The sequence below is a fragment of the Kineosporia sp. R_H_3 genome (assembly GCF_002198675.1).
In the GTDB taxonomy this organism is placed as follows: Bacteria; Actinomycetota; Actinomycetes; order Actinomycetales; family Kineosporiaceae; genus R-H-3.
On record NZ_MWLL01000161.1, the window covers coordinates 24,685 to 48,904 of the forward strand.

Below are 24,220 nucleotides of genomic sequence, written 5' to 3' on the forward strand. Positions count from 1 at the left end.
CGGCGATCTCAGGCGGTGCGTTTCCAGGTGTCGTCGGGTGGGGCTTGGTTCCAGATGGGTGGTGTGAGGTCGATCGGGGTGAGGCCGGTCCGGTGCGGTCCGATGCCTCGGGCGTCGGCGTCCTCGTCCAGGGCGAGGCGTAGCTGCTGGCCGATCTGCTGGGCGGCGGCGTGGGTCTGGTGGTGCAGGTTCCTCGTCAACCGTCGTTCGGGGTCGATCCAGGACGGTGGCCGGACCCACGGGATGCCGTTGAGCAGCTCGATCACCCACAGGCCGGCGTGCACCTGCTGGTGATGGTTCGGGCACAGGCTCACCAGGTTGTGCAGGTCGGTCCGACCGCCGTGTTCCCAGGCGTGGAGGTGGTGGGCGTCGGTGCCTTCGTGCGGGACCGGGCACGCGGGGATCACGCACCCGCCGTCGCGGGCGGCGAGGGCCTTGCGCTGTGCCGGGGTGGCGAGCCGGTGTGTCCGTCCGACGTCGAGTGGTGCCCCGTTCGGGTCCAGCAGCACCTTGGTGAGGGTGGCGGTGCAGGCGAGGTAGGCGAGCAGGTGGGCTTCGATGGGTCCGTGCCGGTGCAGCGTGGCGAACCCTGCTGCCCGGCCGACCTGGCTTGCGGCCGGTTCGACGGATCCGTTGCTGGAGAACGTCTCCGGGATCGATCCACCTCCAGTTGCGGCAGGATCGGTGCCAGGGATTGCCTCGATGTGGTCGGTGGTTGTGTCGCCTGGGTCGCCTCCGGCTCCGGTAGTGGCCTGTCGGCGGACCTGTTCGGCGGCCGCGCCGGCGGCGGCGACCTGCTCGACGGTGGCGGTCACCAAGAGGTTCACCAGCGGCGAAGGCGCGTCACCCCCGCTGTCGCTGTTGAGGGCTGCGCGCAGCAGGCCCATGACGGCGTCGTAGCGGCGCATCGCGACCGTCCGGTCGTCCTTGACCAGCGTGACCTGCTCGATCCCTTCGCTGTCGACGGTGAGGACCTCGCGGGCCGGTCGCGACTTGCCCGCCGCGGACAGCATCGCCGACAGGACCGCGGTGTCGGCCGGGGTCAGGGTCATCCGCAGGGAGCCCATCCCGGTGGAGTCCTTCACCAGCGAGAGGCCTCGCCGTAGGTGGGCGTCTTCGTCGAAGTCCTCTTCGCGGTCGGGGTCGAGGACCCGGACGAGTTCGTCGACGAGCCGGTGGATCGCCCGGACCGGGAACCGGCGGCACTGCTCGGCCAGGAACGCATCCGCGATCTCCATCCCCGACCGCAGCTCACCGGTCGCCTCGTCCTCCAGCAGCACGACCCGCAGCCGCTTCGGCAGCCGCGCCACAGCGCGGACGCAGGCATCTGCGTGCTCGCGAGTGATCTCCCCCGCCGCCAACGCGGCACCGACCTGCGGCAGCGACCCGGAGTCCGCGTCCAGGGCGTGCGCGGCCCGCGCGTCCGCGTTCGCGCGGCCCTGGTCGACGTTGAGGCGGCCGGTGAGGAACGCGGCCGCGACCTTGCCTTCGCTGGCGCCGGGGACGGCTTCGGGGCGTTCGTCGAGGACCTTGATCACCGCGAGGCGGGCTGCTTCCACGGAGGCCATCGCCCGGGTGAACGCCTCCACCACATCCCGTGCCTCACCGTCCGACAGGGACCACGCGCACCGCGACGCCTCCAGCACCACCGCCGTCGCGACCCGCATCGCCTCCACCCCGGCCTGCAGATCGTGCACCGGCAACGACCCGTCGGACACGACATGACCAGACGCCAACGAAGCGTCCGGCTCACTGCCGGGCACCTCGCCCCACGTCTGCTCGTCGCTGCTCACGAGACCAACACCAGGGACAGGGTCCGACAGTCTGACCCTCGCGAGATACGTTCCGGCAGAACGATTCTCAGCGAGTGACGGTCACTCACCTGAGCCAGCCGGTGCACGCAGGTCACCTGCGGAGCTGCTCGTCCAGGTCGCGCATCAGGTCACCGATCCGCCCTCCGCCGGGCAGGGCCGCGGGGTAGCGGCGGAGCACGTCGACGACGGTCGAGGGCGCACGTCGTCGGGCCTCGGCGATGCAGGCCCTTCCGACACCGGGGTCGTCTCCGGCCAGGATCTCGGCCGAGCGTGCCGCGTAGGCGGCGGCACCCAGGATGTGCTTCACCTGGGCGGCGTCCGCGAGCGGGTGCAGGTAGGCCGCCGAGGCCGCGGACATCGCCGACCGGGCCGCAGCGTCCGCCGCCCGTGCGGCCGGGTCGGCGCCGCCCCCGTCAGCCGCCTCCCGGGCGGCACGCAGCGCCGCCCATGCCGTGTCGCGCAGGAGCTTGCCGCGGGCGCCGCCCGTGGCGAACGCCCACGCGGCGTCCACCGCCTCGCGGGGACGGGAGTCGCCCGGGCAGGCACGCTCGAAGACCTCCAGGGAGTCCCGCGCGCACGTCGCCGCCCAGGCGCTGACCTGGCGGAGGTCCTCCAGGGTCAGCACGACGATGCGGGGCTCGTCCATCACATCGACCATTTTCGCCCCCGCCGCCCCGACCGGCTCTGTCACGGCACCGCGCGCCCCAGCCTGGGGAACGCGGGCCCCACCGCACCGTCGCCATCGGCACCGGTGACCGACCGGAGCAGACCGCCGAGCCGCTCCGCGCCGTCCGGCACGAACGGCCGCAGCTCGCCGGTCACGGTGGCGCAGACCGACAGCAGGACCGCCAGCACGGCGTCGAACCGCTCGCCCGCCCTGTCGTCACCGGCCGCCGCGGCGCGGGCGAGGTGCCACGGCTCGTGGCGACCGACGAAACGGCCGGCGTCCGCCACGACCTCGGTCACCGCGACGCAGGCGCCCCGCAGGTCGTACCGCGTGACGGCGGCGTCCACCTCGGCGGGCAGGCGCGCGGCGCGGGCGAGCAGGGCCTGGGCGTCCGCCGTCGGAGCCGGACGCCGCTGGGCCACGACGCCCGGACGCCGTCGCGCCAGCGCCACCGTCCGGGAGACGAGGTTCCCCGCACCGTTCGCGAGGTCCCGGTCGTACGCGCCGACGAGTCGCTCGACGGTGAAGTCCGTGGTCGTCAACGGGGCCGGCTCGCGCACGAGCCACCACCGGACGGCGTCCGCGCCGTACGACGCGACGAGGGCCGCCGGGTCGGCCGCCTGCACGCCGCTCTTCGCGATCTTCGCGCCGTCGACGGTGAGGTAGTCGTGGACGAGCACCCGGGTCGGCAGCGGCAGACCCGCCGACAGCAGCACGGCCGGCCACAGCACCGTGTGGAACCGGGCGATGCCCTTGCCGACGACGTGCACCCGGTCGGCGTCGCCCGCCCACCACCGCCGGTAGGCCTCGTCGGCACCGTCGGCACCGTCGGCACCGTCGGCACCGAGCCAGCCGAGCCCGCTCACGTAGTTGACGAGCGCGTCGAACCAGACGTAGACGACCTGCCCCGGGTCACCGGGCACGGGCACGCCCCAGCCCTGCGCCCGCGCGGCCGGCCGGGAGACGGACACGTCCTCGACCGCACCGGCGAGGAACCCGAGCACCTCGTTGCGCCGCGCCGCCGGCACGACGTCGAGGACGCCGTCCGCCACGAGCCGGGCGATCACCCCGGCGTGCCGCGACAGCCGGAAGAACCAGTTCGTCTCGGTCACCTCCTCCGGAACCGTCCCGTGCTCCGGGCAGCGGCCGTCGGCCAGCTCGCCGGCGGCGTAGAACTGCTCGCACCCGGTGCAGTAGAGGCCGGTGTACGAGCGCGGGTAGAGATCGCCCGCCGCCGCGCAGCGTCGCCACACCTCCCGGACGGCGTCCGCGTGGCCGAGATGGCGGCTCGTGCGGACGAACGCGTCCGGCCGGACCCCGAGCGCGCCCGAGAGCGCGACGAACCGGTCGCCGTTGCGCGCGACGAGGTCCTCGACGGCGACACCGGCCGCGCGGGCCGCCGTGACGTTCTTCAGGGCGTGGTCGTCCGTGCCGGACTGCAGCCGGGCGGCCCGGCCGCGCAGCCGCCGGTGCCGGGCGATCACGTCGGTGTGGACGAACTCGAGGGCGTGCCCGAGGTGCGGCGCGCCGTTGACGTACGGGATGGAGGTCGTGACGCAGAGGTCCTGCTGCGGGTCGTGCATGGTGCTCTCCTTCGGGAAGGAGGGCTCCGCACCGGACGACGACCCACGCGAAGAGGGCCCCCGCTGCGCGGGAGCCCTCGGACGATCACCGGTACGCCGTCACCGACCTCGTGGCCGGACGGCGCGCAGCGCGCGTGGACGCCCCCTCCGGGGGCGCATCATCACGACGGCGCTGCTCATGGCAGCAGTGTCGGCAGCCCGGGGGAGGGCTCGCAACGGGATTGCCGCGCCCCCGCCGCCCGGTCTCGCCATCCGGACACGACGCGCCCGGGACCCGCCGGGCCGCGCCCGGCGCCACCGGCCCGCAGTGCAGAATGCTCGACCGTGACGAGCCCGACGACGACCGACGCCCTGACGATCACGACGACCCCCGGTGCGACCCCCGGGACCACGACCGGCCTCCCCGGCACCGGGCTCAAGCCCGTGCTCCCGCCGATCGAGGACCGGATCGCGGCCGAGCTGGACGTCAAGGCCTGGCAGGTCCGGGCCACGGTCGAGCTGCTCGACGGCGGGTCGACCGTCCCGTTCGTCGCCCGGTACCGCAAGGAGGTCACCGGCAGCCTGGACGACGCCCAGCTCCGCACGCTCGAGGAGCGGCTGCAGTACCTGCGCGACCTCGAGCAGCGCCGGGCCGCCGTCCTGGAGTCCGTCGCCTCCCAGGGCAAGCTCGACGCGGCGCTGGCCGCCCAGATCATGTCGGCCGAGACGAAGTCCCGGCTCGAGGACGTCTACCTGCCGTTCAAGCCCAAGCGCCGGACCAAGGCGATGATCGCCCGCGAGGCCGGCCTGCAGCCGCTCGCCGACCTCCTCCTCGCCGACCCGACGACCGACCCGCAGGCGGCCGCCGCGGGGTACGTGGACACCGACAAGGGCGTCGCCGACGCCCAGGCCGCCCTCGACGGCGCCCGCTCGATCCTCGTCGAGACGTTCGCCGAGGACGCCGACCTCATCGGCGAGCTCCGGGAGCGGCTCTGGGTCAAGGGCCGGCTCGGCTCGACGGTCCGGGAGGGCAAGGAGGAGAGCGGCTCGAAGTTCGCCGATTACTTCGAGTTCTCCGAGCCGCTCGGCAAGCTCCCGTCGCACCGGATCCTCGCGCTCTTCCGCGGGGAGAAGGAAGACGTCCTCACGCTGAACCTCGAGCCCGAGGAGACGCCGGAGGGCACCGCGGCGCACGGTCCGACCGCCGTCCCGACGAGCTACGAGCAGTCGATCGCCCGCAAGTTCGGCATCGCCGACCGGGGCCGGGCCGCCGACCGCTGGCTGCTCGACACCGTCCGGTGGGCCTGGCGGACGCGGATCATGGTGCGGCTCGACCTCGACGTCCGCGGCCGGCTCTGGCAGGTCGCCGAGGACGAGGCGCTGCGGGTCTTCGCGGGCAACCTCCGCGACCTGCTGCTCGCCGCGCCGGCCGGGACCCGCCCGACGATGGGCCTCGACCCCGGCCTGCGCACGGGCACCAAGGTCGCCGTCGTCGACGCGACCGGCAAGGTCGTCGACACCGCGACGATCTACCCGCACGTCCCGCACCGGAAGTGGGACGCCTCGCTGGCCCTGCTCGCCGACCTCGTGAAGAAGCACTCCGTCGAGCTCGTCGCGATCGGCAACGGGACGGCGTCGCGCGAGACCGACAAGCTCGCCGCCGAGCTCATCGCGAACCTCCAGGGCACCGGGAACGCCAAGCTCATCAAGGCTGTCGTCTCCGAGGCCGGCGCGTCGGTGTACTCGGCGTCCGCCTACGCCTCGGCCGAGCTGCCCGAGCTCGACGTCTCGCTGCGCGGCGCCGTGTCGATCGCCCGCAGGCTCCAGGACCCGCTCGCCGAGCTCGTGAAGATCGACCCGAAGTCGATCGGCGTCGGCCAGTACCAGCACGACCTCTCCGAGGCGCGGCTGTCCCGCTCGCTCGACGCCGTCGTCGAGGACTGCGTCAACGGCGTCGGCGTCGACCTCAACACGGCGTCCGTGCCGCTGCTGCGCCGGGTCTCCGGCATCAGCGAGACCCTCGCCGCGGCGATCGTCGCCTACCGCGACGCGAACGGGCCGTTCCGGACCCGGGCAGCGCTCAAGGAGGTCCCGCGCCTCGGCGCCAAGGCGTTCGAGCAGTGCGCGGGCTTCCTGCGGATCCCGGACGGCGACGACCCGCTCGACGCGTCCGGCGTGCACCCCGAGTCCTACCCCGTCGTCCGCCGGATCATGGAGGCGACGGCGCGCGACGTCCGCTCGCTCATCGGCGACACGGCCGCGCTGCGGGCCCTGAAGGCCGCCGACTTCGTCGACGACTCGGTCGGCCTGCCGACCGTCACCGACATCATCGGCGAGCTCGAGAAGCCGGGGCGCGACCCGCGCCCGGCGTTCGCCACGGCGACGTTCGCGGACGGCGTCGAGAAGGTCGAGGACCTGCGCCGCGGCATGGTCCTCGAGGGCGTCGTGACGAACGTCGCGGCCTTCGGGGCCTTCGTCGACGTGGGCGTCCACCAGGACGGCCTCGTCCACGTCTCCGCGATGAGCCGGACCTTCGTCAAGGACCCGCGCGAGGTGGTCAAGCCCGGGGACGTCGTCAAGGTCAAGGTGCTCGAGGTGGACGTCGCCCGGCAGCGGATCGGGCTGACGCTGCGGCTCGACGACGAGGTGCCCGGCGACAAGGGCGCCGGCCCGTCGGCCGAGCAGGGCCGTGCGGCCGGGGGGCGGGGCCGCCCCGGCGGTGGCCGGCCGGGCGGGCCGCAGGGCCGCGGCGGTCAGGGTGGCGGTCACGCTGGTGGTCAGGGTGCTGGGCAGCGCGGTGGGCAGGGTGCACGACGCGACGCACGCCCGGCGCCGGAGCCGACGGGCGCGCTCGCCGAGGCGTTCCGCCGGGCCGGTTACGGCCAGGACGGCGGCCCGACGCGCTGACGAACGGCTCGGTCGGCTGACGGCCGCACGCCGTCAGCCGGCCGTCCAGGTCCGGCGCACGAGCTCTTCGAGGACCTCCGTGTCGACGTCGGACAACCGCTTGACGTAGAGGCACGCCCTGCCGGTGGAGTGCTTGCCGAGCCGGGCCAGGAGGTCGGCGTGACGTTCGAGGCCGCCGTACAGGTAGAGGACCGTCTGCTGCTTGCGCGGTGAGAACCCGACCGGGAACCACTCGACCGCCTTGCCCTGCCCGTTCAGGTACTGCGTGCGCCCGAACCCGACGATCGCGTCGCCCCACATCACGGGTGCGGTCGCCGTCACCTCGGTGAGGAGGGCGCACACCGCGTGCGCGTCGGCGCGGCGGGTGTCGTCCGGGACTGCGGCGAGGAAGTCCTCGACGCTCGCGTCCGTCGGCTTCGTCTTCGGTTCGGCCATGGCGGTCCCGCCTCTCCCGACGACCCGGCGTCGCCGTCACGGCAAGCCTGCCACCGCCGTCCGACACCGTCTCTGTCTCGCGGTCAGGGAGTCAGCGTCAGGGACAGCGCGAGCTCGTCGAGCTGGGGCAGCCAGCGGCGCGCCTCGTCGTGGTCCTCGAACGCCGTCGACACGGTGACGACGACCGGGTTGCCGTCGTCCTCGAGGACCCACGCGTAGGCGATCGTGTCGGTGGCGGTCGCGTCGTCGAGGTCGTCGGGGTCGTCCATCGTGACGAACCGCTGGACGATCCGGCGCACCGGCCCGGCCGGGGAGTCGAGGAGCCGCTCCTCGGCGGGCAGCTCGAGCAGCTCCTCGGGCATCCGGAGCTGGGCCGCGACCTCCTCGAGGGTCTGCGGCTCGGGGAGCGACTCGGTGCGCAGGGTGACGACGGCCAGCGGCCCGTCGTCCGGGTCGGGGTGGAGCAGGAACGCCATGAACGGGGCGGGCTCCTCGTCGTGGAGGGACTCGACGACCATGACGACGGCGTGCACGACAGCGTCGAGGAGCTCGGCGTCGGCCGGCACCCCGGCCTCGGCCCAGCGCTCGCGGACGACGCCCGGCACCCAGGTCCGCGGGGCGCGCTCGAGGTCGACCTCCACCCAGTAGGTGGTGTCGAAGGACAGGTCGACCTGCGTCACGGGAGCTCCTGGTTCACGGCGTCTGGTTCACGGCGTCTGGTTCACGGCGTCTGGTTCACGGCGTGTGGTTCACGGGACCTGGCGGGCGGCTGCGACGACGGCGCCGTAGTGCTCCACCGCGGGGGAGTCCCAGACCCCCGCGAGGCTCACGACGACGTGCTGCACCCCGGCGGCCCGGAGCGCCCCCACGCGCAGGACGTGGTCCTCGATGGTCCCCGGATGCGTCCAGGCCCGCCAGCGTGCGTGGCCGCGGGCGGGCGCCCGCCGCGCGACCTCGGCACCGAGCGACGCCTCGTCCGGGGCGACGAGGGCCGTCGACAGGTGGGTGACCTCGACCTCCGACGGGTCGCGCCCGGCGTCCGCGCAGTGCTGCCGCAGGACCCCGACCTTGTGCCGGACGGCGTCCGGCTCGCCCGTGAGGTTGCACGCGTCGGCGTACTGCGCGACGAGCCGCAGGGTCCGCCGCTCACCGCCGCCGCCGACGAGGATCGGCACCCTGGCCTGCAGCGGCCGCGGGTAGCACATGGTCTCGGGGAGCCGGACGACGCGGCCCTCGAACGGCGGGGAGCCCTTGCCCCACAGCAGCGGCAGCGCCTGCAGGGCGTCCTCGAGCAGGTCGAGCCGCTCGGCGGCGGAGCCGAACGGGTAGCCGTAGGCGGTGTACTCGGGCTCGTACCAGCCGGCACCGAGCCCGCACCACGCCCGACCGCCGGACAGCACGTCGAGGGTCGCGACGACCTTCGCGAGGTGACCGAGGTTGCGGTAGCCGACGGCGTGCACGAGGCAGCCGAGCCGGATCCGCGACGTCGCCGCCGCGAGGGCGCCGAGCGCGACGCCCGGCTCGAGCATGTCGTCCCAGGGGCGGCCGACCTGCGGCACCTGGCGGAAGTGGTCCATGACCCACAGCGAGTCGAACCCCGCCTCCTCGGCGGCGCGCGCGACCCGGGGGAGGTGCTCCGCGAGGCCGGCGGCGCCGCCGGGGCAGTCGAACGCGGACAGGTGCAGGCCGAACCGCAGGGTGCCCGGTGCGGGATCCGGCCCCGCCGCCCCCGGGACGGCGGACGGCTGCGGGCGGGCCGTCGTCCGCCCGGTCATCGACGGCGGGACGACGCGGACCGGCTGCGCGACGACGACCTCGTCGAAGCCCTCGCCCGGCAGCACCGCGCGGACCCGGGCGAACGTCTCGAGCTGCGCGGACAGCACGGCCGCAGGGATCCGCCGTTCGCGGGCCGCGTTGCGCCGCCGGCACTCCGCGGGCGGGGTGTCGACGACGACCGCGACGCACGGGACGCCGTGCCGCGCGGCCAGGTCGCGGTACCACTGCCGGTCCTCGGCCTGGAACCCGAGGGTGTCGACGACGGTCGTCAGCCGCCTCCTGACCCGGGCCGCGACGACGAGCCGGAGCACCGCGAACGCGTCGGCGCTCGCCGACTGGTCGTTCTCGCCCTCGCCGACGACGGCCCGCAGCCGGTCCGACGACACGACCGCGTCCGGGCCCACGTGCTCGTGCGCCCACGTCGACTTCCCCGACCCGGACGGGCCGACGAGGACGACGAGGGTGCCCTCCGCGAGCCGCGCGACGTCTGCCACGACGCCACCCTGCCGCATCGGGCGCAGGACGTCCCGGCCTCGCCGGGGGTCGTCGTCCGAATCGGCCCCGGACCTGCGTACGCTGGCGGTCGTGACCTCCCCGGACGACAGCGGCACCGTCGCGGGCGGGCCGCAGGCCGCGGTCGTCGACCGGGTGTGGACGCTCCCCAACGCGTTGAGCGTGCTGCGGCTCGTGCTCGTCCCGGTCTTCGCGTGGCTCATCCTCAACCGCCACGACGGATGGGCGCTCGTCGTCCTCATGGCGAGCGGGATCTCCGACTACCTCGACGGCCGGCTCGCCCGGGAGTGGGGCCAGGTCTCCCGGCTCGGGCAGCTGCTCGACCCGTTCGCGGACCGGCTGTACATCCTCTCGACGCTGCTCGGCCTGGCGTACCGCGAGGTCATCCCGTGGTGGCTCGTCGCGGCGATCGTCGGCCGTGACGTGCTGCTGGCGTTCACGATCCCCGTGCTCGCGCGGTACGGCTACGGGCCGTTGCCGGTCTTCTTCCTCGGCAAGGCCGCGACGCTCAACCTGCTCTACGCGTTCCCGCTGCTGCTCCTCGCGCAGGGCGACAACGTCGCCGCGACCGTCGCCCAGCCGGTCGCCTGGGCGTTCGCGTGGTGGGGGACCGTCCTGTACTGGTGGGCCGGCTGGTTGTACCTGCGGCAGGTCCGGGCCGTCGTCGCCGTCGGCCGCGGGGCCTGACCGCCCCCCGGGAGGATCCGGCCCGACGACCTTCGTCGACGGGATCGGGCCGACGGGTCCGCCGACCCGGGCCCGCCGTGTCGGTGCGGCGTGGCAGCATGACCTGCGATGGCTGGGGTGGCGGATCAGGACGTCGCGGACGGCGGGCAGCCGCCGCCGCGGCCTGCGCCGTCCCGGCGCGCCGGCCGGACCAAGACGGCCCGCCCGCGGCGCGTCGACGAGTCGATGACGCTGCTGCGCGAGGTCATGGAGCGCCCGCTCGACCCGGGTTACGCGACGGCGGCCGAGCGCCGCGCGGCCGGCGCCCGGCCACGGGGCGGGCTGGTGACCGTCGTCATCGCCGTCGTGTGCGGGCTCGTCCTCACGTGGAGCGTCGTCGTCCTGCGCGCCCCGAAGCCCGACGCGGTCGCCGCGCGCGCCCTGCTCGTCGAGCAGATCGAGGGCCGGACGAAGGCGAACGACGCGGCGAAGGGCCGGATCGAGCGCTATCGCACCGAGGTCCGCCGGGCGCAGGACCGTGCCCTCAACGACAGCGGGGACGCGGCGGCCGCCGCGGCCGCCGCACGGCTCGGGATCATGTCCGGTGACGTCGCGGTGACCGGTCCCGGGCTGCGCGTGGAGCTGGCGGACGCGCCGGGGAGCGCCGACGGCATCGGCGCGGACGGCGACCCGCGCGCCGACTCCTCCAGCTCGGACGGGCGCGTCTTCGACCGGGACCTCCAGACCATCGTCAACGGGCTCTGGGCGGCCGGCGCCGAGGCCGTGTCGATCAACGACCAGCGGCTCACCTCGCTGTCGGCGATCCGGTCGGCGGGGGAGGCGATCCTCGTGGACTACCGCCCGCTCGTCCCGCCCTACGTGATCAAGGCGATCGGCGACCCGACGAGGATGCAGACCGAGTTCGCCGGCTCCACGGCGGGCGCGTACCTGCAGTCCCTCCAGGACAACTTCGGCGTGAAGGCCGACCTCAAGGTCGAGGACGCGCTGACGGTCCGCGCCTCGGGGACCCTCGCCCTGCGCAACGCGACACCCCGGCCGTCCCCGACCCCGGCTGACCCGGCCACGCCATCGGCGCTACCGTCGGCGGCGACGCAACGTTCGAGCTCCCCGGAGGCCACCCCGTGATCGCCGTCCTCGGCCTGGTGCTCGGCATCGTCGCCGGGCTCTTCTTCCAGCCGGCGGTCCCCAGCGGACTGGAGCCGTACCTGCCCATCGCGGTCGTCGCCGCGCTCGACGCCGTCTTCGGCGGGCTGCGGGCCGTGCTCGACGGCATCTTCGACGACCGGGTCTTCACCGTCTCGTTCGTCTCGAACATCGTCGTCGCCGGGCTCATCGTGTACCTCGGCGACCAGCTCGGCGTCGGCTCGCAGCTGTCGACCGGTGTCGTCGTCGTCCTGGGGATCCGGATCTTCTCCAACGCCGCGGCGATCCGACGCCACCTCTTCAAGGCGTGAGCGGGCGACGATGAGCGGCCCGGAGCAGCCCCGGATCCCCGGCATGGACGACGACGTGCCCGACCCCGTCGACGTCCCCGTGGGGGAGGAGACCGCGACTCCCGAGCCGGAGCCGGTCGCCGGGCCGGACGCGACCGAGTCCGAGGAGAGCGCGGACGGCGAGAGCCCGGCCGACGAGAGCACGGACGACGAGAGCACCGACGACGCCCCCGCGCCGGACGCCACGGACGGGTCCGCCACCGCCGTCCCGGAGACGTCCGTGCCCGAGGGGGCGGCGGAGCCGTCGCCCGCGGACGACGAGGCGTCGGTCGACGAGTTCGCGGCTGACGAGATTGCGCCTGACGAGCTGCCGGCTGACGAGGTGTCGGTCGACGAGGTGCCGGCTGACGAGGTGCCGGCTGACGAGGTGTCGGTCAACGAGGTGCCGGCTGACGAGGTGCCGGCTGACGAGGTGCCGGCCGACGAGGGCCCGGTCAACGAGGCGCCGACCGACGAGGCGCCGACCGACGAGGCCCCGACTGACNGTCGACGAAGCGCCGACCGACGAAGCGCCGACCGACGCAGCGCCGACCGACGACGAAGACGGCACCGCGGCGGACCTCACCGACGAGGCCGATGCGACGGAGGCCGCCGCCCCGGCCGCCGAGCCCGACACGGACGAGATCCCGCTCCCGGCCGCCGCCGCGGCCGCGGCCGGATCCCGCGCTGCGCCCTCCGTCCAGCACCGCCCCCGTGAGCGGGCGCGGTCGCGGCTGCTCACGGCGATGCGCCCCAAGGCGAACCGGGGCCAGCTGCTCGCGGCGCTGCTCTGCGCCGGTCTCGGCTTCGGGCTCGTCGTCCAGGTCCGGGCGACCCAGACCGAGGAGCTCGACCAGCTGCGGCAGAGCGACCTCGTCCGGCTGCTCCAGCAGGTCAACGACGAGTCGGAGAAGCTCGCCGCCCAGGAGGCCGAGGCCCAGGCGGCCCGGGAGGACATCGTCGGCGACGCGGCGACCGGCCGGGTCACCGCCCAGCTCGCCAAGGACCGCCTCGAGGCGCTCGGCGTCCTCACCGGGACCGTCGCCGCCACCGGGCCGGGGATCGAGCTCGTCATCGCCGACCCGAAGAAGGAGGTCGACGCCGCGACGCTCCTCGACACGCTCCAGGAGCTGCGCGACGCCGGTGCAGAGGCGGTCCAGATCGGCCCGGTCCGGGTCGTCGCCAGCACCGCGTTCGAGGACCTCGACGGCGGCGTCCGGGTCGGGTCCGACCCCGTCACCCCGCCGTACCGCTACCTCGTCATCGGCGACCCGCAGACGCTCTCGGCGGCGATGAACATCCCCGGCGGTGTGCTCGACGTCCTCGCGCAGAAGGGCGCGAAAGGCACGGTGACCGAGGTGAAGGCCCCCGACCGTGTCGAGATCACCGCGTTGCACGTGCTCCCGACGCCTCAGTACGCTCGCCCGGCCCAGGACGGCGCGCCGTAGCCGTCCGGCTCGTGCGCACCGGCCGGGGCCCGGACCCGCCCGCAGGACAGCCCGCACCATCCGCAGCACCAGCCCGCAGCACGACCGCGACGAGGAGAGGCACCAGCCGAGATGGCCGACTTCACGTACCCCGAGGACCTGCGCTACACGGCCGAGCACGAGTGGGTGCGCATCGAGGGCGACCGGGCCCGGATCGGGATCACCAGCTACGCGCAGGACGCCCTCGGGGACATCGTCTACGTGACGCTCCCGGACGACGGCGCGACCCTGAGCGCGGGTCAGACCTGCGGCGAGGTCGAGTCCACGAAGAGCGTCAGCGACATCTACGCGCCGGTCAACGGCGCCGTCGTCGGCCGCAACGAGGCGCTCGACTCCAACCCCGAGCTCGTCAACACCGACCCGTACGGCGAGGGCTGGATGTTCGAGGTCACCCTGGACGGCGAGCCGTCGGGGCTCCTCAGCGCGGCGGAGTACCAGGCCCAGCTCGGCTGACGCCCGGCGGCGCGGGCATCCTCCGGTCGGAGGATGTCGGGCCCGCGGGCCCGGCGTGCCGTGGTCCGACGCGCGGGCGGGCTGTCTCGACCAAGCGTCGAGGGTTAGTCTTACGGTCTGCTGACGCGCGCCGGCTGGTACGCGTCCTGTCAGGGTGCGGCCAGACATCCTGCGGGGACCAGGGGACGAGGAGGCGTGTCCACATGCCCGATCTGCCTGATCCGGCTTCGGGGGGACCATCGGCCGAGGGCGGCCGACCGGTACCCGGACCGGCCGACGGTGCAGGGGTAGAGGAGGAGCAGGCGATGTCGGTTCCCACGTACGACCACAACGCTGAGCAGGGCTCGCCGTTGGGGCCGGACACCACGATCACGCTCGGGGCGATCTCGGCGGACGCCGAGGCCCCGGTCTCGCGGCTGTCCCCGGCCGACCAGGCCGCGATCGACGCGCTCCCGGCAGGGTCGGCGCTGCTCGTCGTACAACGCGGCCCGAACGCCGGTGCGCGGTTCCTGCTCGACGCGGAGAAGACGACCGCCGGCCGTCGGCCGGACAGCGACATCTTCCTCGACGACGTGACGGTCTCCCGCAAGCACGCCGAGTTCGTCCGCCGGGACGGCGCGTTCGTCGTCCGCGACGTCGGCAGCCTCAACGGCACCTACGTGCAGCGCGACCGGATCGAGGAGGCCGTCCTCCGCGACAACGACGAGGTCCAGATCGGCAAGTTCCGGATGGTCTTCCACCCGAGCAAGCGCACCGCCGGCGGCGTCGGCGGGTGGTGACAGCACCTTGGTGAATGCCGCGTTCGGGCGCGCGACGGCGCCGCGCGCGACGATGAGCATCGGCGAGGTGCTCGCGGAGCTGCGGCCGGAGTTCCCCGACGTGACCATCTCGAAGATCCGCTTCCTCGAGGACCAGGGGCTCATCGAGCCCGACCGGACGCCGTCCGGGTACCGCAAGTTCACCTCGGGCGACGTCGCGCGCCTGCGCTACGTCCTCGCGGTCCAGCGTGACCACTACCTGCCGCTGCGCGTCATCCGCGACCATCTCGAGGCGGTCGACCGCGGGGACGACCCGCCGTCGCTGCCCGGGGGCGTGCCGCGGCTGGCCCGGCTCGTGGCCGAGGACGGGGAGCGGACGGACGGCGCGCGGGTCGACGTCCGGCTGACCCGGTCCGAGCTCCTCGAGTCGGCGGACATCGGCGACGCGCTCCTCGACGAGCTGGAGTCGTTCGGGCTCGTCAGCGCCCGGCCCGCCGGGGTGTACGACGGGGACGCCCTGCTCGTCGCCCGGACCGCGGGCGAGCTCGCCCGGTTCGGCATCGAGCCGCGGCACCTGCGGACGATCCGGACGGCGGCCGACCGCGAGGCGGGCCTCGTCGAGCAGGTCGTCGCGCCGCTGCGGCACCAGCGGGCCGGCCAGTCCGGGGCCAAGGCCGACGAGGTGGGCCGTGAGGTCGCGTCGCTGTGCGTCCGGCTGCACGCGACCCTCCTGCGCGCCGCCGTGGAGCGACAGGGCTCCTGAGAAGCCCTCCCGCGCCGCCGGAGGGCCCGCGGGGCCGCGTCTCGCCCCGCGTGTCGCACAACGGGTCCCGGGTGCCCGTCGCGCCTGTCCCGGCCCCGGGGTACGGTGGCGGAGTGCGGGAGCTCGATGTGGTGGGTGTGCGGGTCGAGATGCCTTCGAACACGCCGATGGTGCTGCTGCGCGAACGCGGCGGCGACAGATACCTGCCGATCTGGATCGGTGAGCACGAGGCGAAGGCGATCGCCCTCGGGCAGCAGCAGGTCGTCCCGCCGCGGCCGTTGACCCACGACCTCCTGCGCAACGTCATCGAGGCGCTGGGCCGCCGGCTCGTCGAGGTGCGCATCGTCGCGATCAAGGACAACGTCTTCCACGCCGAGCTGCACTTCGACGGCGGGCTGACGGTCGGCTCCCGCTCGTCGGACGCCATCGCCCTCGCGCTGCGCACCGGCACCCCGATCATGGGCACCGACGAGGTGCTCGAGGCGGGCGGCGTGGCGGTCCCGGACGAGGACGAGGACGAGGTCGAGAAGTTCCGGGAGTTCCTCGACAACATCTCGCCGGAGGACTTCGGCGAGGAGGCCCCCGGGCCCGGCTCGTCGCCGTCCTGACCCGGCGACCCGCCCGGGACGCCCCTGACCAGGCGTTTCACCCGTCCGGGCGAGATGCACGCTCCGTCGACACGCCGATCACGGCGCGTCGTTCACGACACGCCGGAGTGGCGCCGAGCCTGCGTCGTTGACGCAGGTGGGGGGCGGGCCTACCGTCTGGAGAGGAAAACGTCCTCGCTGTAGTTCCACCGCTGTCGTCCTTCCGGGCCGGCGGACCTTCCCCCGGGTGCGAGGACGACGGACAGGAGGTCTTGGTGAGCGGCTCCAGCGACGCCACCGGCACGACCGGCCGTGCGAAGCAGCCGGTGAACAAGATCCCCGAGCGTGCCCAGGGTCTGCTCTTCACCGAGGACCTGCCCGAGCTCGACGAGCAGGTCGGCTACCGCGGCCCCATTGCGTGCCGCGCCGCCGGCATCACGTACCGCCAGCTCGACTACTGGGCGCGGACCGGGCTCGTGGAGCCGGGTGTCCGCCCGGCCGGCGGCTCCGGCACCCAGCGCCTCTACGGCTTCCGCGACATCCTCGTCCTCAAGGTCGTCAAGCGGCTCCTCGACACCGGCGTCTCGCTCCAGCAGATCCGGACGGCGATCACGCACCTGCGCGACCGCGGCGTCGAGGACCTCGCCGAGATCACCCTCATGAGCGACGGTGCCAGCGTCTACGAGTGCACGTCCGCCGAGGAGGTCATCGACCTCGTCCAGGGCGGGCAGGGCGTCTTCGGCATCGCCGTCGGCCGGGTCTGGCGCGAGGTCGAGGGCAGCCTCGCGTCGCTGCCGGGCGAGCGGGCGGACGACGAGCAGGAGGGCGAGGCCGTCGTGGACCCGTCCGACGAGCTCGCGCAGCGTCGCAAGACCCGCGCCGTCGGCTGAGGCCGCCGACCCCGTCACCACCGTCCGGACGGACGTCGGAGGGGCCGCCAGGGGAGACCCGGCGGCCCCTCCGTCCGTTCGTGGGGGCGGTGCGGTACGACTGTCAGGCGCGCGGGGACGCCGCCGCGGCCCTGCGGCGGTTCGCGACCCGCAGGAGCCGCGCCAGGTGCGCGTCGAACGCCTCGGAGAGCTCCGCCGCGGCGGCGCCCGGCCAGCGGTGCACCGGGCTGCTCGCGCCCTGCGACTGCTGGAGGGCGCTGCGCTCGGGCAGCGAGGGGGAGAGCACGAGCGGGCCGAACATCTGCTGGAGCTCGGCGAGGCGGTAGCGGTGCTCGGGGGAGCGGTCCCGGTAGCGGTTGACCACGACGCCGAGCGGCTGCAGGTCCGGGGAGGTCGTGCGCCGCAGCTCGTCGATCGAGCGCAGCGCGCGGTCGGCGGCGGTGACCGAGAACAGGGCCGGCTCGGAGACGACGAGCGCGCGCTGGCTCGCGACGAGCCCGGTGCGGGTCAGGGCGCCGAACGACGGCGGGCAGTCGACGAGCACGAGGCGGTAGTCGGTGGCCCGGGTCAGGGCCGTCTCCAGCCGGTGGACGGCGCGCTCACCGATCCGGGGGCCGTCGAGCGCGGCGGCCTCGACAGTGCCGACCATGACGTCGAGCGTCCCGCCGCCCTCCGCCGTCCAGCCGCTCGTCGCGACGGCCGAGTCCAGCGCCGTGCGGCGCGGGGCCGACAGGACGTCCGCGACCGTGTGCTTGGGGCGGTCGACGACGTCCAGGCCCATCGTCGCGTCGGCCTGCGGGTCGAGGTCGACGACGAGGGTGGGGACACCGCGCGCGAGCGCGGCGGAGGCGAGGCCGAGGACCACGGAGGTCTTGCCGACGCCGCCCTTGAGACTGCACACGCTGACGACGATCACCCCTGAAACCTACCTTCTCCGGGGCCCCGGCAGCAGGACCGTCCACAGGGCGTCGTCGGGTGGCGGAGCGGATCAGCGGGCTGACCACGGCGCCGACCGTTCGGCGACGGATCGGGCGGCCGGGCGCGCCCGCCGTCCTCTCGTTCCACATCGTGGCACCCCTTTTGGTAGCGTCCTCCTCGCTGCAGACCCCGCACGGGAGAGCCCCCGTGAGGGGCGCCGAAGGGGCAACTCTCCCCGGAACCTCTCAGGCGCCAGGACCGTGCGGGTCAGGCAACTCTGAAGCGCGAACGCGGGCGACAGAGGGGGAGGTCAGGGCGGTCCCGGCCGCCGACCGACCCTTGTCTGGAGCGCGTCCGTGACCTCCGTCATCGCAGTCCCCTCCGTGTCGTCCACGCCCGGAGCCCCCGGCCCGGCCGTACCCGGCGCCGCGCACGCGCCGTCCGAGGCGACCTCGTTCGCCGACCGGCACATCGGTCCGCACGCCGCGGCGACCGAGCACATGCTGCGGACCGTCGGGCACGACAGCCTCGACGCGCTCGTCGCGGCCGTGATGCCCGCGGTGATCCGGGACCGGGAGGGGCTCGACCTGCCGCCCGCGGTGGGGGAGGCCGAGGTGCTCGCCGAGCTCACGGCCCTCGCCGCCCGCAACACCGTGCTCACGCCGATGATCGGGCTGGGCTACCACGGCACCCACACCCCGGGCGTGATCCTGCGCAACGTCCTGGAGAACCCGGCCTGGTACACCGCGTACACGCCGTACCAGCCGGAGATCTCGCAGGGCCGGCTCGAGGCGCTGCTCAACTTCCAGACGGTGGTCTCCGACCTCACCGGGCTGCCGACCGCGAACGCGTCGCTCCTCGACGAGGGGACCGCCGCGGCCGAGGCGATGACCGTCATGCGGCGCAGCACCAAGGCTCCCGCGGGTGCCGTCCTCGTCGTCGACGCCGACGTGCTGCCGCAGACCCGGGCCGTCATCGGCACCCGATCCGAGCCGCTCGGCATCACCGTCGTGGACGCCGACCTCGCCGGCGCGGCCCGCTCCGGCGGTGACGTCGCGGCGGTGCTGGCGGCCGCCGGTGGCGAGCACGGGGTCTTCGGGGTCGTCCTGCAGTACCCGGGGGCATCCGGCGCGGTCACCGACCTGCGGGGCGTCGTCGACGCCGCGCACGCCGCCGGCGCGCTCGTCACCGTCGCCGCCGACCTGCTCGCGCTCACCCTGCTCACCCCGCCCGGCGAGCTCGGCGCGGACGTCGCCGTCGGGACGTCGCAGCGCTTCGGCGTCCCGCTCGGGTACGGCGGCCCGCACGCCGGGTACATGGCCGTCCGGGCCGGGATCGAGCGGTCGATGCCGGGGCGGCTCGTCGGCGTCTCCAAGGACGCCGTCGGCAAGCCGGCGTACCGGCTGGCGCTGCAGACCCGCGAGCAGCACATCCGCCGCGAGAAGGCGACGAGCAACATCTGCACCGCGCAGGTGCTGCTCGCCGTCATGGCCTCGATGTACGCCGTGTACCACGGGCCGCAGGGCCTGCGGACGATCGCGACCCGGGTCGCCGGGCACGCCGCCGACCTGGCTGCGGCGCTGCGGGCCGGCGGGGTGGACGTCGTCCACGCCGAGTTCTTCGACACCGTCCTCGCGCGGGTCCCCGGCCGGGCGGACGCCGTCCTCGCCGCCGCCCGTGAGCGCGGCGTCCTGCTGCGCCGGGTGGACGGCGACCACGTCGGGGTGACGACCGACGAGACGACGACGCCCGCGCACCTGGAGGCGGTCTGCGCGGCGTTCGGGGTCGCGGCCGGCTCCGCCGTGCGCCGCGCGGCGGAGGTGCCGGCCGCGCTGCCCGCGGCGCTGCGGCGGACCAGCGAGTACCTCACGCACCCGGTGTTCTCGACGTACCGGTCCGAGACGGCGATGCTGCGCTACCTGCGCCGGCTCGCGGACCTCGACTACGCGCTCGACCGCGGGATGATCCCGCTCGGCTCGTGCACGATGAAGCTCAACGCGACGACCGAGATGGAGCCGGTGACCTGGCCGCAGTTCGCGGCCCTGCACCCGTTCGCGCCGGCCGACACCGCCGAGGGGACGCGCGCGCTCGTCGCCGACCTGGAGTCGATGCTGGCCAGCGTCACGGGCTACGACGCCGTGAGCATCCAGCCCAACGCGGGCTCGCAGGGCGAGCTCGCCGGGCTGCTCGCGATCCGGGCGTACCACCGCTCGCGCGGCGAGACCGACCGCGACGTGTGTCTCATCCCGTCGTCCGCGCACGGCACGAACGCCGCGAGCGCCGTCATGGCGGGCCTGCGGGTCGTCGTTGTGAAGTGCGACGAGGACGGCAACGTCGACATGGCCGACCTGCGGGCCAAGGTCGACGAGCACGCCGCCCGGCTCGCCGCGGTGATGATCACCTACCCGTCGACGCACGGCGTCTTCGAGGAGGCGGTCGCGGACCTGTGCGCCGCCGTCCACGACGCGGGCGGCCAGGTGTACGTCGACGGGGCGAACCTCAACGCGCTCGTCGGGCTCTCGAAGCCGGGGAAGTTCGGCGCCGACGTCTCGCACCTCAACCTGCACAAGACGTTCTGCATCCCGCACGGCGGCGGCGGTCCGGGCGTCGGGCCGGTCGGCGTCCGCGCGCACCTGGCGCCCTACCTGCCGAACCACCCCATGGACGACGGCGCGGGCCCGGCGACCGGCGTCGGCCCGATCTCGGCGGCGCCGTTCGGCTCGGCCGGGATCCTGCCGATCTCGTGGACCTACGTGCGGCTCATGGGCGCCGAGGGGCTGACCCGGGCGACCGCGACGGCGATCCTCGCGGCGAACTACGTCGCGACCCGGCTGCGCGACCACTACCCGGTGCTCTACACCGGCCGTGACGGGCTCGTCGCGCACGAGTGCATCCTCGACCTGCGCGGCATCTCGAAGGAGACGGGCGTCAGCGTCGACGACGTCGCCAAGCGCCTCGTCGACTACGGCTTCCACGCGCCGACGATGTCGTTCCCGGTCGCGGGCACGCTCATGGTCGAGCCGACCGAGAGCGAGGACCTCGTCGAGCTGGACCGGTTCTGCGACGCGATGATCGCCATCCGCGGCGAGATCGACGCCGTGGCGGCGGGGCGCTGGCCGGCGGGCGACAACCCGCTCGCGAACGCCCCGCACACCGCCGAGAGCCTCGTCGGGGAGTGGGCGCACCCGTACACCCGCGAGGAGGCCGTCTACCCGGCCGGCGTCGACCCGCGCGCGAAGTACTGGCCGCCGGTGCGCCGCATCGACGGCGCGTACGGCGACCGGCACCTGGTCTGCTCGTGCCCGCCGCCGGAGGCGTTCGAGAGCTGAGCCCAGGCACCGTCCTTTGGCGGGTCGTGCACCCCGCAGCGCGTTCGTGCGGTGCACGGGCCGCCAGAGGACGCCGGTGCAACCGGGCGGTTCACGGCATCGTGACCGATCCCGCGGTGGCGTGCCGCGGGATCGGTCACGATCACGGCGCTCGAGGGGGTCGGGCGGCGGCGACCGTGCGGCGGACGTCGCGCCAGGCGACCAGGGCGGTACGCAGCCGGGGTGAGGTGACGTCCTCGCCGCGGCGGCGCGCTCTCAGGTCGTCGACGAGGGGTGCCGGGGCGTGCGCCTGCTCGACGGCGCGGGTCTTCGTGAGGAGCTCTCCGGTCGCGAGGCTGTGGCGGCCGCGGGCCATCGAGGTGAGGGCGAGGTCGGCGAGGACCGGGTCGAGGAACCACAGCGGGTGCCGGGCGGCCAGGGCCCAGTAGCCGGTGAGCTCGGCACGGGCGGCGGCCCTGACGTCGTCCGGCGTCATCGGTGGCAGCAGCTCGGACGGCGGCCGGCCGAGCACCGCGAAGCCGTGCAGCACGAGCTCGGCCCGCGTCACGCCCGACAGGATGCGGTGCACGAGCAGCCCGTGCGTCCACGTCGGGTGCAGGGCGTCCGGGGCGGTCACGGTCGCGGCGTCGACGTAGACGCAGCCGAGCTTCAGTCTCGCCCCGGAGCCAATGTCGAGATCGCGGTGGATGCTGCGCAGCGTCTGTTCGCGGTCGGGGTCGACCGGGCCCGAGGTGACGGCGACCAGGTCGAGGTCGCTCACGGACGGCGTCCAGTCGCCGGTGGCGAGCGAGCCCGCGACGAGCAGGTCGGTGACCCAGCCGAGCAGGGCAAGGCGCTCCGCGAGGTCGTCGACCACCGGTGGACGGGGCCGGTGGCTCACATGCGGCCGGACCCGTGCTGGCCACGGTCGGTCGCGTCGTCGCGCGGCTGCCACGTCGCGTGGAGGACCGAGGCGGCGAGCGGCGGGCGCAGCGCGCGGACGGCGGCCACGACGGCCGGGTCGTCGTCGACGAGGACGACGACCCGGGCCTGCCGGGCGAGCCGGCGCAGGTGGCTGATCTTCACGGCGGTCGCGGGGCGGCGGTCGTCGTCGGCGCGCAGGAGCAGCGGGGCGTCGGGCAGGTCGTGCCGGCGCAGCCAGGCCCGGGTGGCGGCCGCGGTGCGCTCGGGGCGGCCGCTGAGGTAGAAGACGGCGAGACCGCGGCCGAGGACCTCCTCGACGACGGCCCGGCCCTCGGCGTGCACCGGGTCGTCCGTCGCCGCGGCGAAGAACGCGGCCCAGCGCGCACGGCCGCCGGCCAGGTGGTGGAGCCGGTGCCGGGTGTCGGCGAGGACGCCGTCCAGGTCGAGGACGGCGACGTCGGGCAGCCGGTCGCCCTCCGGTGCGGCGCCGTCCGTCATGCGGGGACGGCGAGCCGCAGCGTCGAGCCGGTGCGGCCCTTGACGACCTCGAGGCGCGCGGGCATCCGGTCGCGCAGGTCGGCGACGTGGCTCACGAGGCCGACGACGCGGCCCCCGGAGCGCAGGTCGTCGAGGACGTCCATGACCTCCTCGAGGGTGTCCTCGTCGAGGCTGCCGAAGCCTTCGTCGACGAAGAGGGTCTCGATCGTCGTCCCGCCCGACTCGGCGGAGACGACGTCGGCGAGGCCGAGCGCGAGAGCAAGCGAGGTGTAGAACGACTCCCCGCCGGACAGGGACGCGGTGTCCCGGCGCTGGCCCGTCCAGGCGTCGACGACCTGGAGCGCGAGGCCCGCGCGGCGGGCGCCCTTCTCGGCGACGTCACTGTGGACGAGCGCGTACCGGCCCGCGGACATCTGGGCCAGCCGCAGGCTCGCGGCCTCGGCGACCTGCTCGAGGCGGGCCGCCAGGACGAACGCCGACAGCGGCATCCGGCGCGAGTTCTCCCCGCCGGTGCCGTCGAGGCAGCGGCTCAGCCCGTCGAGGACGGCGAACCGCTCGTGGACCGGGGCCGCCGTGGCGAGGTGCGCATCGAGCTCGGCGGCGATCCCGTCGAGCGCGCGGACCGCCTCCTCCGCGTGCGCGAGGGTGCGGACGGCGTCCGCCTCGTCGGCCCGGGCGAGCTCGAGCAGCGCGGCGGCCGTCTCGGGCTGCGGCTCCGGGGCCGCGGCGGCTGCGACGAGGGCCTGGTCCTCGAGGCGCTTGGTCACCGCGGCGAGCTCGTCGTCGCGGGCGCGCAGGGCCGCGGTGTAGGCGTCGGTCTGCTCCCGGCTGAGCACCGCGCGGACGCAGTCGATGACGTCGTCGAACCCGGCCGCGCGGGCCGCGGTCGCGGCGGAGGCCGTCGCCCGGTCGGCGGTGACGCTCGCGTCCGAGAGCCCGCGGCGGGCGTCGAGGACGCCCTCGGCCGCGTCGGCCCAGGCCCGCAGCCGGTCGCGCCGGGCCGCGACGGTCCGGTCCTTGCCGCGCGCCCGGTCCACCGCTGTCACGGCGCAGGCCGAGCGGGCNCGCGGCGGCGACCCGGCCCGCGAGGTCGGTGACCTCGGCGGCGAGCACCGGCTCGGCCGTCGTCAGGGCGGCCGCCTCGGCGCGGGCGGCGTCGCAGGCCTCGAGCCGGGAGCGGGCCTCGCGCAGGGCCGTGCGGGCGTCGTCCCGGGTGCGGCCGTCGGCGGTCGCGGCGACGGCCGCGAGCCGCTCCCGGACGCCGGCCAGCTCACTGAGGGCGGCGGTGAGGGTCGCGTCGGCCGCGAGGTACCGCTCGTGGAGCGCCCGCTCGGCCTGCGCCGTGACAGCGGTGGACCGGCCGGTGGCGTCGGGCGCCGGTGGCGTCGCGGGCCGCGGGTGCTCGGCGCTGCCGCACACCGGGCAGGGCTTGTCGACGGCCAGGTCCGCGGCGAGCTCGGCGGCCATCCCGTCGAGGCGGGCCTCGCGGGCGTCGAGCCATGCCTTCCACGCCGTGTTGCGCGTCTCGGTCGTCGTGGTGACCCGGGAGGTCAGCGTCTGCTCGGTCGCCAGCAGCCGGTCGCGCTCCTCGGCGGCGGCGAAGACCTGGCCGGCGGTGCGGTGCGCCTCGTCGGCCTGCGCCTTCCCGGCCGCGACGGCGGTGACCTCGGCGAGCCGGACCCGCAGCGCCTCGAGCTTCGCGGTGGCGGCGGTGTGCCGCGCGACGGTCCGGTCGTGGTCGGCGTGCGCGGCGGCGGAGGCGGCCCGGGCGGCGGCCACCCGGGTCCTCGCCCTGGCCGGC

At 74.9% G+C, this 24,220-nt stretch carries 20 protein-coding genes, 2 pseudogenes and 1 riboswitch; of the genes and pseudogenes, 12 read left to right on the forward strand and 10 right to left on the reverse strand.

Going from position 1 to position 24,220, the window contains the following annotated elements:
* Nucleotides 1-8: 8 nt before the first annotated feature.
* The 3 genes and pseudogenes from ECOMGDLI_RS17175 to ECOMGDLI_RS17185 all read right to left on the reverse strand — a co-directional run.
* Nucleotides 9-1,697: an HNH endonuclease signature motif containing protein gene (locus ECOMGDLI_RS17175; RefSeq protein ID WP_143447759.1), complete on the reverse strand. Its 1,689-nt coding sequence runs from the start codon at nucleotides 1,695-1,697 to the stop codon at nucleotides 9-11.
* A 208-nt stretch (nucleotides 1,698-1,905) separates the two neighbouring features.
* Nucleotides 1,906-2,463 (reverse strand): putative immunity protein, encoded by a 558-nt coding sequence (locus ECOMGDLI_RS17180; protein WP_369812759.1) that lies wholly within the window; start codon nucleotides 2,461-2,463, stop codon nucleotides 1,906-1,908.
* A 38-nt stretch (nucleotides 2,464-2,501) separates the two neighbouring features.
* Nucleotides 2,502-4,070, reverse strand: a pseudogene (locus tag ECOMGDLI_RS17185) (methionine--tRNA ligase); the annotation flags it as partial.
* A gap of 417 nt (nucleotides 4,071-4,487) precedes the next feature.
* Between ECOMGDLI_RS17185 and ECOMGDLI_RS17190 the strand changes: the two are divergent.
* On the forward strand, nucleotides 4,488-6,950 hold the full coding sequence (locus ECOMGDLI_RS17190; protein ID WP_088318103.1) for a Tex family protein: 2,463 nt from the start codon (nucleotides 4,488-4,490) through the stop codon (nucleotides 6,948-6,950).
* 33 nt (nucleotides 6,951-6,983) lie between these two features.
* On the opposite strand, the gene ECOMGDLI_RS17195 is transcribed toward ECOMGDLI_RS17190, so the two are convergent.
* From ECOMGDLI_RS17195 to ECOMGDLI_RS17205, 3 genes are all read right to left on the reverse strand, one after another.
* On the reverse strand, nucleotides 6,984-7,385 hold the full coding sequence (locus ECOMGDLI_RS17195; protein WP_088318088.1) for a DUF1801 domain-containing protein: 402 nt from the start codon (nucleotides 7,383-7,385) through the stop codon (nucleotides 6,984-6,986).
* Nucleotides 7,386-7,468: 83 nt separating this feature from the next.
* Nucleotides 7,469-8,065 (reverse strand): hypothetical protein, encoded by a 597-nt coding sequence (locus ECOMGDLI_RS17200; protein ID WP_088318089.1) that lies wholly within the window; start codon nucleotides 8,063-8,065, stop codon nucleotides 7,469-7,471.
* 69 nt (nucleotides 8,066-8,134) lie between these two features.
* Nucleotides 8,135-9,655, reverse strand: a complete 1,521-nt coding sequence (locus ECOMGDLI_RS17205) for a TIGR03560 family F420-dependent LLM class oxidoreductase (RefSeq protein WP_158221039.1) — start codon at nucleotides 9,653-9,655, stop codon at nucleotides 8,135-8,137.
* A gap of 91 nt (nucleotides 9,656-9,746) precedes the next feature.
* Between ECOMGDLI_RS17205 and ECOMGDLI_RS17210 the strand changes: the two genes are divergently transcribed.
* From ECOMGDLI_RS17210 to ECOMGDLI_RS17255, 10 genes and pseudogenes are all read left to right on the forward strand, one after another.
* Nucleotides 9,747-10,361 (forward strand): CDP-alcohol phosphatidyltransferase family protein, encoded by a 615-nt coding sequence (locus ECOMGDLI_RS17210; RefSeq protein ID WP_088318091.1) that lies wholly within the window; start codon nucleotides 9,747-9,749, stop codon nucleotides 10,359-10,361.
* Nucleotides 10,362-10,478: 117 nt separating this feature from the next.
* Entirely contained in the window at nucleotides 10,479-11,486 is a 1,008-nt protein-coding gene (locus tag ECOMGDLI_RS17215; protein WP_158221040.1) for a DUF881 domain-containing protein, read from the forward strand.
* Nucleotides 11,483-11,815 carry a small basic family protein gene (locus ECOMGDLI_RS17220; protein WP_088283423.1) on the forward strand — a complete coding sequence of 111 codons (333 nt, stop codon included), beginning with the start codon at nucleotides 11,483-11,485 and terminating at the stop codon, nucleotides 11,813-11,815. Before ECOMGDLI_RS17215 ends, ECOMGDLI_RS17220 begins: the two co-directional genes overlap by 4 nt.
* Nucleotides 11,816-11,825: 10 nt before the next feature.
* Nucleotides 11,826-12,338: pseudogene (locus tag ECOMGDLI_RS17225) on the forward strand (hypothetical protein); the annotation flags it as partial.
* Between the two features lie 241 nt (nucleotides 12,339-12,579).
* A complete protein-coding gene (locus ECOMGDLI_RS36865; protein ID WP_088318094.1) occupies nucleotides 12,580-13,281 on the forward strand; it encodes a DUF881 domain-containing protein in 702 nt (233 codons plus the stop codon).
* A gap of 111 nt (nucleotides 13,282-13,392) precedes the next feature.
* Nucleotides 13,393-13,773: a glycine cleavage system protein GcvH gene (gcvH, locus tag ECOMGDLI_RS17235; protein ID WP_088318095.1), complete on the forward strand. Its 381-nt coding sequence runs from the start codon at nucleotides 13,393-13,395 to the stop codon at nucleotides 13,771-13,773.
* A 305-nt stretch (nucleotides 13,774-14,078) separates the two neighbouring features.
* Entirely contained in the window at nucleotides 14,079-14,552 is a 474-nt protein-coding gene (locus tag ECOMGDLI_RS17240) for an FHA domain-containing protein (RefSeq protein ID WP_088283429.1), read from the forward strand.
* A 52-nt stretch (nucleotides 14,553-14,604) separates the two neighbouring features.
* Nucleotides 14,605-15,294 (forward strand): MerR family transcriptional regulator, encoded by a 690-nt coding sequence (locus tag ECOMGDLI_RS17245; protein ID WP_088318104.1) that lies wholly within the window; start codon nucleotides 14,605-14,607, stop codon nucleotides 15,292-15,294.
* 113 nt (nucleotides 15,295-15,407) lie between these two features.
* Complete coding sequence (locus ECOMGDLI_RS17250; RefSeq protein ID WP_088283431.1) at nucleotides 15,408-15,902, forward strand: bifunctional nuclease family protein; 495 nt, start codon at nucleotides 15,408-15,410, stop codon at nucleotides 15,900-15,902.
* A 254-nt stretch (nucleotides 15,903-16,156) separates the two neighbouring features.
* A complete protein-coding gene (locus tag ECOMGDLI_RS17255; protein ID WP_088283433.1) occupies nucleotides 16,157-16,771 on the forward strand; it encodes a MerR family transcriptional regulator in 615 nt (204 codons plus the stop codon).
* Between the two features lie 103 nt (nucleotides 16,772-16,874).
* Here the strand turns inward: ECOMGDLI_RS17255 and ECOMGDLI_RS17260 are convergent, their stop codons facing one another.
* Nucleotides 16,875-17,687, reverse strand: a complete 813-nt coding sequence (locus ECOMGDLI_RS17260; protein ID WP_088318096.1) for a ParA family protein — start codon at nucleotides 17,685-17,687, stop codon at nucleotides 16,875-16,877.
* A 186-nt stretch (nucleotides 17,688-17,873) separates the two neighbouring features.
* Nucleotides 17,874-17,960: riboswitch (glycine riboswitch) on the forward strand.
* Nucleotides 17,961-18,159: 199 nt separating this feature from the next.
* Here ECOMGDLI_RS17260 and gcvP point away from each other — a divergent pair.
* On the forward strand, nucleotides 18,160-21,018 hold the full coding sequence (gene gcvP, locus ECOMGDLI_RS17265; RefSeq protein WP_369812762.1) for an aminomethyl-transferring glycine dehydrogenase: 2,859 nt from the start codon (nucleotides 18,160-18,162) through the stop codon (nucleotides 21,016-21,018).
* Nucleotides 21,019-21,160: 142 nt separating this feature from the next.
* Here gcvP and ECOMGDLI_RS17270 read toward each other — a convergent pair whose 3' ends face one another.
* From ECOMGDLI_RS17270 to ECOMGDLI_RS17280, 3 genes are all read right to left on the reverse strand, one after another.
* Complete coding sequence (locus tag ECOMGDLI_RS17270; RefSeq protein ID WP_088318097.1) at nucleotides 21,161-21,874, reverse strand: nucleotidyltransferase domain-containing protein; 714 nt, start codon at nucleotides 21,872-21,874, stop codon at nucleotides 21,161-21,163.
* A 20-nt stretch (nucleotides 21,875-21,894) separates the two neighbouring features.
* A complete protein-coding gene (locus ECOMGDLI_RS17275; protein WP_088318098.1) occupies nucleotides 21,895-22,419 on the reverse strand; it encodes a hypothetical protein in 525 nt (174 codons plus the stop codon).
* Nucleotides 22,416-23,483: SbcC/MukB-like Walker B domain-containing protein (locus ECOMGDLI_RS17280; protein ID WP_304441400.1), on the reverse strand; the 1,068-nt coding region annotated here is incomplete at its 5' end. The genes ECOMGDLI_RS17280 and ECOMGDLI_RS17275, both read right to left, overlap by 4 nt.
* Nucleotides 23,484-24,220: the final 737 nt, after the last annotated feature.